Raw genomic sequence first — 13,451 nt, 5'->3', positions numbered from 1 at the left:
TCATGTTCAAAAAGTTCATTTTATTACTTCTTTTATGTTTTTTTAATTTGGGGCTAGCTCAGTCTGATAGCGAAAAAGTACAATTTGATGAGTCTGATATTGAAATTGTTGAAATCTCAGAGGAAGATTTACAAAAATATCGTGACGATAAAAAATTCAACTATGAAGTAATCGAAGAAAAAAACGAATGGTGGGAAGGAGTGAAAAATTGGTTTTATAACCTGTTTCGCAGTTTTTTTGAATGGCTATTTGGGGCAGAAAAGGCCGTAGGGTATTTAGCCATTTTCCTTCGAATAGTGCCTTATATTTTATTAGGCCTCTTGTTATATTTGATTATAAAGTTTTTTATCAATGCAAACACAAGGGCATTAATACAAGCCCAACAAAATGCAAATTTGGTTTCGCTATCTGAAGAAGAAAAAATTCTTCAATCTGAAGATATCCAGCAACTTATAAAAGATGCCATTGCAAAAAAAGACTTTCGCCTGGCTATCAGATACTACTATTTGTATTTACTAAAACTTTTAAGTGATAAGGAGTTAATTACCTGGCAGGTTCAAAAAACTAATGACGACTATTTGAGTGAGTTAAAAAACTCAGATCTCAAACTACAGTTTGCAAAAGCTACGTTACTTTATGATTATGTTTGGTATGGGGGGTTTCATATCAAAGAAAATGATTACGAAAGAGCTTCTGAAGTTTTTAATACGTTTAAAAAAACTGTAAGTAATAATGACTAAAAAAGGAGGTGTTTACATTGTTATTGCAGTCATTACCGTGGGACTCATCTTGTTAATGCAATACAATAAGCCAAAGAAAATTAATTGGTTTCCGTCCTTCGTTGCACAGCACAAAATCCCCTATGGCACTTTGGTAGTAAATGAAATTTTGACTACTAATTTTAAAAATCAATTAGAGCAAGTTTATGAAACGCCCTTCACATTTATAAATCAAAACAAAGAGGTTAAGGGCACTTATCTTTTGATTAATGATAAAATAGATTTGGGAGAAACTGAATTAAATATTCTTTTAGATTGGGCTTCAAAAGGGAATACCCTATTTATTGCTTCTGAAGGTTTTGAATATAAGCTTTTAGACACATTAAATCTTGAACAAACAAGCCTCTACAATAGCTCTGATATCAATCCAAATTTTCAACACCAATTAGTTAATCCAAAACTAAAATCTACTAAAGTTTCTTTTGATAAAGATTACTACGCAATGGTCTTTGACAAAATTGACACTTTAAAAACTGTTGTTCTTGGTGAAGTTCACACCAAATTAGATAGCCTTGAAATTATCGATAAAAAAGTAAACGTTATCAAGCAATCTTTTGGACAAGGCACTATTATTCTCTCAACATTCCCTAAGGCTTTTACAAACTATTTCATTCTCAAAGATGAGAATAAGAGCTATACCGCAGGGTTGCTATCCTATTTAAAACCTACAAATAAAATATTTGTAGACAATCATCATAAATCAGGTAAGTCTTTCTACACCTCGCCAATGTATATTTTTTTGAATACAAAGGAGTTAAAATGGGCTTATTATATAGCACTTATTGGTTGTTTAATTTATGTGATTTTTGAAGGAAAAAGAAAGCAACGTCCAATTGCCGTGATACCACCTTTAAAAAATCAAACCTTAGCCTTCACACGGACCATTGCCGACATGTACTATGAGACAGGACAACAAAAAGAAATAACCAAACATCAAATCGCTAATTTTTTAGATTATGTGAGGACTAACTTTTATCTGAAAACTAATGAGTTTGATGAACATTTTTTTACCAGTTTGGCCTCTCGAAGTTATCACACTAAAGAAGAAATAAAATCTTTGTTTAAATATATTCGGTATATAGAAAGTCAATCTGTACTTAATAATTCGCAATTACAAACTTTGAGTAAAAAAATAGAAACTTTTAAAGCAAGAGCAAATGGAAAATAATAATTTGAATTTTGACAATAGAATTCCACTTGAGGAATTGAAAAATAGTGTAACAGCTATAAGTGATGAATTGTCAAAAGTTATTGTAGGTCAGCACAATTTTATTGAGCTGTTGATAGTCTCTTTATTTATTGATGGTCATGTTTTGATTGAAGGAGTACCGGGTATTGCAAAAACGATTACTGCCAAGTTATTTGCTAAAACGCTTAAAACTAACTTTAGTAGAATTCAGTTTACTCCAGATTTAATGCCCAGTGATATTCTTGGGACATCAGTTTTTAATGTCAAAGAATCTGAATTTGAATATAAGAAAGGACCTATCTTTTCTAACATAATTCTTATTGATGAAATCAATAGAGCACCAGCAAAAACACAAGCGGCTCTCTTTGAAACAATGGAAGAAAGGCAAGCGACTGTTGATGGAAAAACTTATAAAATGGCCTCACCATTTATGGTTTTAGCCACCCAAAATCCAATTGAACAAGAAGGCACCTATGCGTTGCCAGAAGCTCAACTTGACCGGTTTTTATTTAAAATAAAAGTTGATTATCCATCAGTAGATGAAGAGGTTCAAATTATTCAAACTCATCATGAGCGTAAGTCGAATAATCCTGCAGATGACATTAAACCAGTTTTACTTCCTAAAAAGCTTACAGAGTTTAAGAATATTATTCATGAGGTAATCGTTGAAGAGAAACTTTTTAAATATATCGCTGAAATAATTGCAAAAACGAGAAATCACCCTCATTTGTATTTAGGGGCTTCCCCGAGGGCATCAATTGCTGCCATGCATTGTGCTAAGGCCTTTGCAGCTATTAAAGGTAGAGACTTTGTTACCCCGGAAGATGTAAAGAAAGCATTAGTCCCTATCTTGAATCACAGAGTTATACTAACTCCAGAACGCGAGATGGAAGGTATGACAACAGAAAGTGTTATTAAAATGATTTCAGAATCAGTTGAAATTCCGCGTTAATGATTTCCTTCTTCAAATCATTCTATATTCATAATACCTTTTTCTGGTATATAGCTGGTCTAGCGGCTAGCTTTGTGCTTTCTTTTTGGGTAGAATGGTTATACCCAATCTCATGGCTATTATTTTATGTGCTAATTACACTTTTTCTGCTCGACTGCTATTTGATGTATGGCAATGGTAATGCAATTACAGCCGTGAGAGAATTACCAAAAAAACTTTCAAATAGTGATTTTAATGAACTAAAAGTAAAAGTAACCTCAAAGTATCCTTTTAAAACAAGAATCGATGTTATTGATGAGCTACCCGAACAATTTCAAAAACGAGATTTTCTTCATACTAAAGTCTTAATCAAGAATCAGCAATACCAACATATCTATTCCCTAAGACCCGTTGACCGCGGAGAATATATTTTTGGCAACCTTAATATTTTTGCTTCCTCACAGTTGCAATTAGTTAAACGCCGATACCGTTTTCAAAGAGATCAAATGGTACCCGTTTACCCATCGATTATTCAAATGCAGCAGTACGATTTTTTAGCAACCAGTAATAACTTAACACAATTAGGTCTAAAAAAAATTAGAAGAATTGGTCATACTCAAGAGTTTGAACAAATTAAAGAATATATTGAAGGAGACGACATTAGAACCATTAATTGGAAAGCGACTGCAAAAAAGAACCAATTAATGGTTAATCAATATCAAGATGAAAAATCACAACCCATATACTCTATTATTGACACAGGTCGTGTAATGAAATTGCCGTTTAATGGATTAAAATTGCTGGATTATGCTATAAATTCAACCTTAGCCTTTTCAAATGTGGCTTTAAAACGGAATGATAAAACGGGTATGATTTCATTTTCAAAACAAATAGAAAGTTATGTCCCAGCAATTCAAAAAATTACGCATTTAAATACAATTCTTGAAAAATTATACAATATTAAAACAGCCTTTACCGACTCTGATTATGGCTTGCTATATGCACATTTAAAGAGAAAAGTAAACCACAGAAGTCTTATTCTACTCTACACTAATTTTGAGCATATCTCAGCTTTACAACGACAATTACCCTATTTGAATGCTATTGCCAAAAAACATGTTCTAGTGGTCATTTTCTTTGAGAATACTGAGTTGGAAGACCTCATTAAGAATGATGCAGAAGACCTTCAAGCAATCTACCATAAAACAATTGCGGAAAAATTTTCAATGGAAAAAAGACTGATGCAAAAGGCTTTGCAGCAATATGGAATTCAAACCATCTTAACAAGACCAGAAAACCTTACTATTAATACTATCAACAAATATTTAGAAATTAAAGCAAGAGGGCTACTTTAATACTTTTGAAGTATGAGACTTTTTGGCATAGCTAATTCTGTTAGTGTAGGCAGCCGTTCCAAATCATTAAAAAAAACAATTGATTTGTCAGGCCATGGTTTATCCAAAAAGACGCTTGATTTTGCAGCTTTTTCTTTTAGTCGCTTCCTTTTTTTACCACCAGCAATATCAATGACGATTCCTACAGTTGCTCCCCCCAAAATTGTGGCTAACAAATCTTCATTATCCCAACCGTCTTCTCTTTGACTAGCGTCTACCGCTTCTTTACCTAATCCTATTAAAGTACTACCTCCGATTGCCCCAGCAAAGGTCCACCAACGATCTCCTTTAGAAATTTGTTTAGCAATTCCAGCGCCCGCAAGGCCGTAAAGATTTCCACCAATATAATGCAAGACTTTATCTCTATCTACTTGAGCGCAAACAGAGTTTAAAAAGAATAAAAACACTAAGGTGGAGATTAGTTTTTTCATGTTTTCGGCAAAGGTATAAAAGCAAACTAAAGTTGAAAGAGAATTCGATGAATTACACTTAAAAAATAATAAGCTTTTACATAATAGCTATAAGTTTTTGAAATCACTTTTAGATTTCTCAAAATCTTCTACTAGCTCCTTTATAATTTCAGCAGCGGGTTTTATTTCATGTATAATGGCGGAAACTTGACCTATTTCTAGTTCACCTTCATCTAAATCACCCTCAAACATCCCTTTTTTAGCTCTAGCTCGTCCCAAAACCTTTTTAAGGTCTTCAATAGAAGCTCCTTGAAGGTAAGCTTCCTGAACATCTTGATAGAATTTATTTTTCAATAATCTAACTGGTGCCAATTCTTTCAATGTTAAATGAGTACTACCTTCTTTAGCTTTAACCACCTCATCTTTAAAAGACTGATGTGAAGAAGCTTCTTCGCTGGCAACAAATCTGCTACCTACCTGCACCCCATCGGCACCCAAAACCATAACGGCCAACATTTGTTTTCCTGTGGCTATTCCTCCCGCGGCTATTAATGGCACGTTAATCTTTTCTTTTACAGCAGGTATCAAGACCAAAGTTGTCGTTTCATCACGCCCGTTGTGTCCTCCAGCCTCAAAACCCTCAGCTACGATCGCATCAACTCCAGCCTCCTGTGCCTTTAAAGCAAATTTTATACTACTCACCACATGCACAACCGTTATTCCTTTTTCCTTCAAAAATGAAGTCCAAGTTTTGGGATTTCCTGCAGAAGTGAAGACAATCTTTACATCTTCACTGATAATAATATCCATCAATTTATCTATATCGGGGTATAGCATTGGAATATTTACTGCAAAAGGTTTCTTTGTGGCTTGCTTACATTTTTTGATATGTTCAATTAAAACCTCAGGGTACATACTTCCAGCTCCTATGACTCCTAAACCGCCAGCATTAGATACTGCCGAGGCTAAGCGCCAACCACTGGCCCAAATCATTCCACCTTGAATAATAGGGTATTGTATTCCGAAAAGTTTTGTGATTTGATTTTGCATTGTACTAAGATATTACTCCTGAACCAATCAATTCGTCAGCAACATACCAAGCAGCAAATTGGCCCTCGGTTATTGCAGATTGTTTTTCTTCAAAATCAAGGTACGCTCCCCCTTCAACTCTATAAAGTTTTGCTCTTTGTAAAGATTGACGATATCTAATTCTTGCATTGACCTCCAGTGATTCATCTAAGCCTAGTTCTAAGTCTTTTCGTACCCAATGTAATTCATCATCGTGAATAAACAGTGTTCGACGATATAAACCAGGATGTGATTTGCCTTGCCCGGTATAAATTACATTACTTTTAACATCAGTCTCTATTACAAACAAAGGTTCTGGAGTACCACCAACATCTAAACCTTTTCGTTGTCCTGTTGTAAAATAATGAGCCCCTTGATGTTCTCCAACTACCTTTCCATCAGCTACATCATACACGGGTTTTTCAGCATAATGTTTTAACTCTAAGAGCTTTTCTGAGAAATTAACTTGTCCATTTTGATAGTGTGGTGCATCTGATGGTATCTCAACAATAACACCTTTCTTAGGCTTCAATTTCTGTTGTAGAAAATCTGGTAATCGCACCTTGCCTATGAAACAAAGACCTTGTGAGTCTTTTTTATCAGCTGTAATCAAATTGTTTTCCGCTGCTATTTCACGAACCTCAGGTTTTAGAAGCTCCCCGATAGGAAATAATGTTTTAGCGAGCTGTTCTTGAGATAGTTGACAGAGAAAATAAGATTGATCTTTGTTTTCATCAGCCCCAGAAAGTAATTGATAAGTTTCACTACCATCAGAATTTTTAATAATTCCTTTTCTACAATAATGACCAGTGGCTACAAAGTCAGCACCTAAATCCAATGCAATTTTTAAGAAAACATCAAACTTGATTTCACGATTGCAGAGCACATCAGGGTTTGGCGTACGCCCTTTTTCATATTCATCAAACATATAATCGACAATTCGCTCTTTATATTCGACACTTAAATCAACTGTTTGAAATGGAATACCAAGCTTTTCAGCAACAATGAGAGCATCGTTGCTATCTTCTAACCAAGGACATTCATCAGAAATTGTAACAGAATCGTCGTGCCAATTCTTCATAAAAAGACCAATAACTTCATAGCCTTGCTCTTTTAACAAATATGCAGTTACGCTTGAATCTACTCCTCCCGATAAACCAACAACTACTTTCTTTTTCACTTCTTTAAAAACTGTCTTACAAAAATACAAAATAGCCTTTGTCTTGCTTTTGTTTAATTCCTTAACAAAATGCCAAAGAATTTATAATTATTAAAATTCGATAAAATTCATTCTAAGAGAAAATTCAAAACACTAAACCTTGAAAATCAATTATCTAAAAAGGTTTAAATGAAATTATTATTGTTTCAACTTTATTAATAAATGTTAAACATTTATTAAATACTGTTTAACAAAAGCAACCATTTCTTCAACAAACTATCTTCTTGTCGTAATAAATAGAATATTGATTATCAGTTGTTTACCAATAAAAAACTTTTAACAAGCTGATTATCAAACAAAATAAAGTTCAAACATTCTATTTTTTTGTTAAACAATTAATTAAAACCTTATTATGAAAGTCGTATCAAATTTTTTCAAACTCAGTACCCTACTTGTTATGTTTCTATTCATCTCGTGTTCCGATGACGATAATGAAACGGTAGACCCTCCAATGGTGGAAACTACAACTATAGTTGATTTAGCTGTAGATACAGCTGACCTAAGTATTTTAGTAGAAGCTTTAACTGCCGCAAATCTTGTTGAAACATTACAAGGAGATGGCCCGTTTACAGTTTTTGCACCCACTAATGAAGCTTTTGCTGCATTCTTGACTACAAATAATTTTAGCTCTTTATCAGATATACCTGACGATATACTAACTCAAGTACTATTAAATCATGTTGTAAGTGGAACAAATTTATCAACAAATCTATCTACAGGTTACGTTTCTAGTCTGTCTACTGCAGGTGCAGGCGGAAGAAATTTAAGCATGTATATCAATACTAATTCTGGCGTTATAATTAACGGTGTTGCAACTGTAATCACACCAGATGTAGAAGCCGATAATGGCGTAGTACATATTGTAAATAGTGTGATTGGTTTACCAAATATTGTAGACCACGCCGTGGCCAACGGAAGCTTAACTTCTCTTGTTAGTGCGTTAACGGCTGATGGTAATACGACATTTACAGACTTATTATCAAGTACTGATACAGATTTTACTGTATTCGCACCAGTTGATACGGCATTTAGTGCGTTTACAAATCCAAATGATAATGACATCAACGCTGTTTTGTCTTATCATGTAATACCTGGTACTGCCGCATTCTCAGATGACTTAATGAATATGTACGTAACTACTGCTGCGACAAATGCAGATGGTGACAATCTAAGTCAATATATTTCAACAGATGATGGAGTAGTAATCAATGGTTCAAGTCAAGTGGCTCTTGCAGACATTGTGGCCACGAACGGCGTTGTTCATGCCGTCAGCAGTGTAATAGATTTACCAACAGTAACCACTTTTGCAGTAGCAGATGCTACATTCGAACCTTTAGTAGCAGCACTAACTGAAGGAACTCCGGCAACTGACTTTGTCAGCATACTTAATGGAGAAGGACCTTTTACAGTATTCGCACCAACAGCTGATGCTTTTCAAGCCTTATTGGATAGTAATATGGATTGGAATAGTGTTTCTGATATTGATGAAGCACTTTTAACCAGTGTACTTCAACATCATGTAGTAACGCCTGGTAACGTGCGTTCAAGTGATTTAACGAACCCTGGTGACACCTCGCCTAACACCTTAGAAGGCGATGCGATTACAATTTCCTTACCTGGAACAGGAGATAACATTGCTGACGTAACTGATGGGTCTGGTAATACCGATATCGGTATTGTAGTTGTCGATGTTCAAGCAAACAATGGTGTCATTCACGTATTGAACAAAGTAATGATTCCAAATACCTCTAACTAAATTACCTAAGGGTCGTAGCAGAACACTACGATCCTTAGTTTTTAAACTGATTGAATTTTCAATTAACACCCTAAAAACTATATTAAAATGAAACATTTTTTACAACTCAAAAATTTCTTATTGCTTATTGCAATGACCCTTTTCGTCCTTTCATGTAATAAAGATGACGACCAAAATGTATTAGAAAACCAAACTTCTTCAACAAATATTGTAGAGACTGCCCAAGGTACAGACGATTTAAGTTCTTTGGTGGCTGCCTTAATTAAGGCTGATGAAAATGAAAATTCTGACCTTGTTGGAACTTTAAGCGGTGAAGGTCCATTTACTGTATTTGCTCCAACCAATGAAGCTTTTACTGAACTACTTTCTGGCTTAGATGGCTTTGATTCTCTATCAGATTTTGATACTGAAGAAGAGAAAGCTCTCCTTGCTGACATTTTAAAATATCATGTAGTTGTCGGAGCAGCGGTTGCTTCAGATGACCTTTCAGACGGTCAAGAAATAACTACGGTACAATCAGAAAAGGTAACTGTTTCATTAGACGGTGGAGTATTCATTAACGATTCTGAAGTAATAATTCCGGATGTGGCCACCTCAAACGGTATTGTTCACGTGATTAATAAAGTTTTAGTTCCGCAAGCTGTTCTAGATGCGTTAAATGCTCAAGATTTGGTTGATGTTGTTATTGCCACTGAGACTTTGTCTTCATTAGAGGCCGCTGTTATAAAGGCAGGCTTGGTTGATACTCTAAAAAGTGAAGGTCCTTTTACAGTTTTTGCACCAACCGATGATGCTTTTATGGGATTATTGATGGCTTTAGGAAGTGACTACAGTTCTTTAGAAGATTTCGATACAGATGAAGAAATTGCATTACTAAGAGACATTCTGTTATATCATGTAGTGCCTGCTCAAGTTTTAGAGGCTGATTTAGCTGCCGGAACTGTAGGTACAGCTTTAGCTGAAAATTCAATCGAGGTAATTGCAGAGGCCGAGACTTTTGTGATAGGAGATGCCTCTGAAGTTAATGCTAATATAGCTTTAACCGATGTGATTGCAACGAATGGTGTTGCTCATGTAATTGACAAAGTGCTTCTTCCACAATCTGCAATTGACTTTGTGGCGACTCTTGAAATGAAAAACATTGTTGAGCTTGCAATCGCAACTGACGATTTAAGTCTATTGGTAGATGCTTTAGCTGCTGCAAATGCAGGATTGGTTGAAACATTAAGCGGAGAGGGCCCATTTACTGTCTTCGCGCCAACTAATGACGCCTTTGTTACCTTGTTGGACGTTTTAGGTGAAGACTACACTTCTCTAGCTGATTTCGATACTCAAGAAGAATTAGACTTATTGGTTAAAATACTAACCTATCATGTTATTGCCGGAACTGAAGCTTTCTCTACAGATCTATCTAATGGACAACAAATCGGAACCGTAAATGGAGCCAATGTTACTGTCAGTCTTGATGGCGGTGTATTCATTGGTGATGCTTCTGAAAGCACGGCTCAGGTTATAATTCCTGATGTAGATGCAAGTAATGGTGTGGTGCATGTCATCAATAAAGTATTGTTGCCACAAGAGGCTCTTGATTTTGTAGCAGAACTTAACATGATGAATATTGTTGAAACTGCCATCGCAACAGACGATTTAAGTCTATTAGTAGATGCTCTGATAGCCGCCAATGCAGGATTGGTGGAAACCTTAAGCAGTGAAGGCCCATTTACGGTCTTTGCTCCAACGAATGATGCATTTGTTTCGTTATTGGATGTTCTTGGTGATGATTATAATTCTTTAGCCGATTTTGACACACAAGAAGAATTAGACCTATTGGTTAAAATATTGACCTATCATGTAGTTGCGGGTACAAAAGCTTTCTCTACAGACTTATCTGATGGACAACAAATCGGAACGGTAAACGGTGCCAATGTCTCTATTAGTCTTGACGGTGGTGTATTTATAGGTGATGCTTCTGAAGCTCCAGCACAGGTTGTAATTCCTGATGTTGATGCCAGTAATGGTGTCGTACATGTCATTAATAAAGTATTGTTACCGCAAGAAGCAATAGACTTTGTTACCGAACTCAACATGATGAACATTGTGGAGACCGCAATTGCCACTGACGATTTGAGTTTATTGGTTGACGCTCTAGTTGCTGCTAACGCTGGATTAGTTGAAACTTTAAGTGGTGATGGATCATTTACGGTATTTGCCCCGACAAATGAAGCTTTTATAAGTCTATTAGATGTTTTAGGCAATGATTACAACTCATTAGCTGACTTTGATACTGATGAGGAACTTGATTTATTAGTTAAAATATTGACCTATCATGTGGTTGCGGGAACAGAAGCTTTTTCAACGGATTTATCAGATGGACAATCTATCGAAACTGTAAATGGTGCTTCAGTGCGTATTAATTTGAAAGATGGAACTGTTCATTTGGTTGATGCAACCGATAACAATGCAACAGTTGTGATACCTGATGTAGATGCTAGTAACGGGGTAGTTCACGTCATTAATAAAGTGCTACTACCTCAAGAAGCATTAGATTTTGTTGCTGCTCTTAATATGATGAATATTGTAGAAACTGCAATTGCAACGGATGACCTAAGCTTACTAGTAGATGCTTTAATTGCTGCTAACGCAGGATTAGTTGAAACGTTGAGTAGTGAAGGACCATTTACAGTGTTTGCCCCAACCAATGAGGCATTTTCAGGTCTGTTAGATATTCTTGGAGATGAGTTCAACAGTCTTTCAGACTTTGATACCCAAGCAGAAATTGATATTCTAATTCAAGTGTTGACCTATCATGTGGTGGCAGGAACAGAAGCTTTCTCAACGGACTTATCTGACGGACAAACCATTCAAACCGTTCAAGGAGAAAACGTAACTATTAACTTAAATGGTGGCGTATTCGTGAAAGATGCTTCTGATTCAGATGCACAGGTAATAATTCCTGATGTTGATGCCAGTAACGGTGTAGTTCATGTCATTAACAAAGTACTATTACCACAAGCGGTTTTAGATATTCTTTTCCCACCAACACCAAATATTGTTGAGTTGGCCCAATCAGTTGATGATTTAAGCATTTTAGTTGACGCTTTAATTCAAGCTGATGCCGGCTTGGTAGAAGCTTTAAGTGGTGAAGGACCATTTACCGTTTTTGCACCAACAAACAAAGCCTTTGCTGACTTATTAGACAGCTTAGGAGATTCTTTTAACAGTCTTGAAGACTTCGATACAGATTTTGAGAAAGAACTTTTAGCTAAAATTTTAACCTATCATGTGATTAATGGAGTTGCAGTGGCATCTACAGATTTATCTGATCACCAAGAAATACAAACTCTTCAAGGGGAATCTGTTTTTGCAATCTTGAATCATGGAGTGGCAATAAGAGACAAGACTCATATTGACGCTAATGTAACTGGTGCTGATAATTTAGCTAGTAACGGCATAGTACATATAATTGACAAAGTACTATTACCACAAGAGGTAATTGATGTATTGCACTAAAAACTGATAGAAATCATAGTTTTTGTAAGGCAAATATTACTAATAAATGCCGTTGGTATCGACCAACGGCATTTCTTTTTTAAAAGCAAATTACCGTTCATCGATGACACATCAAAAGCGACTCTCTTACCATACAAAAAAGGACACTTGACAACTATTAATTTTTTCAGAGGGAATTAGGCCGCATCTTTGAAGTCCCGAATCTTTCCAAACTAAACCTTTATGGTTGAAGCTTCCCCCGAAAGGGGGAAGTTTTATTTAAGGAAAGTTCCCCCTGAATAACTATTTAAAAATAATAACTTTCTTAATTATCACTTCTCGATCCGTTCTTACTTTCAAAATATGAACTTCCGATGCCAGGTTATTAGTTTCAAAATGCATCATATGCTTTCCTTTAGTTAAGTTTCTCGTCATAGAACTGTTAATTACTCTGCCAGACAAATCCATAAAATCAACATCAATATGACTGGAATATGGCATATTCAGTTCCATGGTAATAGTTTTAGTAAATGGTTTCTGAAAAGTCTTAAAAGAAGCTAGACCATTTAGTTTCGTATTCTGAATACTATTAGTTTGGCTTTGCCCTTCACATACATCACCATGAACAATGATATAAACATTATCTAAAGTACTAACATCAACTTCCTCAAACTCATATGAACTTACTTCGTTCAATTCACCTGAATTGTATGGGTATTGCCCTGGGGCTACAGTTGGCATACCATTACCTTTCGTTGGATACTTTTCCCCACCTATATACATCTGTGTTACATTTAATACATACCCATTATCCATATTAACTGTAACTTTAGCCATTCCATTGTTAAACTCAACCTGAACTTCACCCCATTTTCTATCAGCATTAATTACGCATTGCCCAGCTCCGGCATAAAAGTCTAAAGTATAACTGCCATTATTAGTCGAAAATAAATTAGTCCAACCCCATCTCTGGAAACCATCATCTATGAAACATGTATTATCATTTTCATATCTAGCAAAAGCTGTTTCACAACTTCCTCCCCCACATACTTCTTCATTAATAATAAGAGTAGCTTTATATTCACAGCCATTGCTGTCTTCTAAGTTAATCATAACCGGACTATCTGAGACAGAATAGGTTTCACCGTTTAAATCCCATTCATAATTTGAGCCCTCACATATCGTTACTTCTTCTTCAATGTCATCGGTTACAGGA

Annotated in this window: 10 protein-coding genes; 6 read left to right on the top strand and 4 right to left on the bottom strand. The window is 35.5% G+C overall.

Going from position 1 to position 13,451, the window contains the following annotated elements; genetic code table 11:
- Positions 1 to 2 precede the first annotated feature (2 nt).
- Genes RM542_RS13520 through RM542_RS13505 form a run of 4 tightly spaced genes read left to right on the top strand, consistent with a single transcriptional unit; the run spans position 3 to position 4,254 of the window.
- The gene (locus tag RM542_RS13520) at positions 3 to 740 is read left to right on the top strand and encodes a DUF4129 domain-containing protein (RefSeq protein WP_311386283.1); all 738 of its coding nucleotides are present in this window, start codon (positions 3 to 5) and stop codon (positions 738 to 740) included.
- Positions 733 to 1,947: a DUF4350 domain-containing protein gene (locus RM542_RS13515; RefSeq protein WP_311386282.1), complete on the top strand. Its 1,215-nt coding sequence runs from the start codon at positions 733 to 735 to the stop codon at positions 1,945 to 1,947. The genes RM542_RS13520 and RM542_RS13515 overlap by 8 nt, the downstream gene beginning before the upstream one ends.
- The gene (locus RM542_RS13510; RefSeq protein WP_311386281.1) at positions 1,937 to 2,920 is read left to right on the top strand and encodes a MoxR family ATPase; all 984 of its coding nucleotides are present in this window, start codon (positions 1,937 to 1,939) and stop codon (positions 2,918 to 2,920) included. Before RM542_RS13515 ends, RM542_RS13510 begins: the two co-directional genes overlap by 11 nt.
- 2 nt (positions 2,921 to 2,922) lie before the next feature.
- A complete protein-coding gene (locus RM542_RS13505; RefSeq protein ID WP_311386400.1) occupies positions 2,923 to 4,254 on the top strand; it encodes a DUF58 domain-containing protein in 1,332 nt (443 codons plus the stop codon).
- Here the strand turns inward: RM542_RS13505 and RM542_RS13500 are convergent.
- The 3 genes from RM542_RS13500 to mnmA all read right to left on the bottom strand — a co-directional run bounded on the left by RM542_RS13500 (position 4,251) and on the right by mnmA (position 6,981).
- Positions 4,251 to 4,724, bottom strand: coding sequence for a hypothetical protein (locus tag RM542_RS13500; protein WP_311386280.1), 474 nt, complete (start codon positions 4,722 to 4,724; stop codon positions 4,251 to 4,253). The two genes, RM542_RS13505 and RM542_RS13500, sit on opposite strands and share 4 nt — an antisense overlap.
- A gap of 87 nt (positions 4,725 to 4,811) precedes the next feature.
- Positions 4,812 to 5,753, bottom strand: a complete 942-nt coding sequence (locus RM542_RS13495) for a nitronate monooxygenase (protein ID WP_311386279.1) — start codon at positions 5,751 to 5,753, stop codon at positions 4,812 to 4,814.
- Positions 5,754 to 5,757: 4 nt separating this feature from the next.
- A complete protein-coding gene (gene mnmA / locus RM542_RS13490) occupies positions 5,758 to 6,981 on the bottom strand; it encodes a tRNA 2-thiouridine(34) synthase MnmA (protein ID WP_311386278.1) in 1,224 nt (407 codons plus the stop codon).
- Positions 6,982 to 7,342: 361 nt separating this feature from the next.
- Here mnmA and RM542_RS13485 point away from each other — a divergent pair, with 361 nt between their 5' ends.
- Positions 7,343 to 8,746: a fasciclin domain-containing protein gene (locus RM542_RS13485; protein ID WP_311386277.1), complete on the top strand. Its 1,404-nt coding sequence runs from the start codon at positions 7,343 to 7,345 to the stop codon at positions 8,744 to 8,746.
- Between the two features lie 87 nt (positions 8,747 to 8,833).
- Positions 8,834 to 12,256: a fasciclin domain-containing protein gene (locus tag RM542_RS13480; protein WP_311386276.1), complete on the top strand. Its 3,423-nt coding sequence runs from the start codon at positions 8,834 to 8,836 to the stop codon at positions 12,254 to 12,256.
- Positions 12,257 to 12,538: 282 nt separating this feature from the next.
- On the opposite strand, the gene RM542_RS13475 is transcribed toward RM542_RS13480, so the two are convergent.
- The coding region (locus tag RM542_RS13475) for a hypothetical protein (protein WP_311386275.1) at positions 12,539 to 13,451 on the bottom strand (913 nt) is incomplete at its 5' end.

Source organism: Croceitalea sp. P059 (assembly GCF_031846365.1).
Classification (GTDB): Bacteria; Bacteroidota; Bacteroidia; order Flavobacteriales; family Flavobacteriaceae; genus Croceitalea; species Croceitalea vernalis.
This window is presented reverse-complemented; position numbering and strand designations above follow the sequence as displayed.

Coding starts and splice junctions, on each gene's coding strand:
- RM542_RS13485 (WP_311386277.1), top strand. CDS start 7,343: ATGAAAGTCGTATCAAATTTTTTCAAACTCAGTACCCTACTTGTTATG.
- RM542_RS13515 (WP_311386282.1), top strand. CDS start 733: ATGACTAAAAAAGGAGGTGTTTACATTGTTATTGCAGTCATTACCGTG.
- RM542_RS13510 (WP_311386281.1), top strand. CDS start 1,937: ATGGAAAATAATAATTTGAATTTTGACAATAGAATTCCACTTGAGGAA.
- RM542_RS13520 (WP_311386283.1), top strand. CDS start 3: ATGTTCAAAAAGTTCATTTTATTACTTCTTTTATGTTTTTTTAATTTG.
- RM542_RS13500 (WP_311386280.1), bottom strand. CDS start 4,724: ATGAAAAAACTAATCTCCACCTTAGTGTTTTTATTCTTTTTAAACTCT.
- RM542_RS13480 (WP_311386276.1), top strand. CDS start 8,834: ATGAAACATTTTTTACAACTCAAAAATTTCTTATTGCTTATTGCAATG.
- RM542_RS13495 (WP_311386279.1), bottom strand. CDS start 5,753: ATGCAAAATCAAATCACAAAACTTTTCGGAATACAATACCCTATTATT.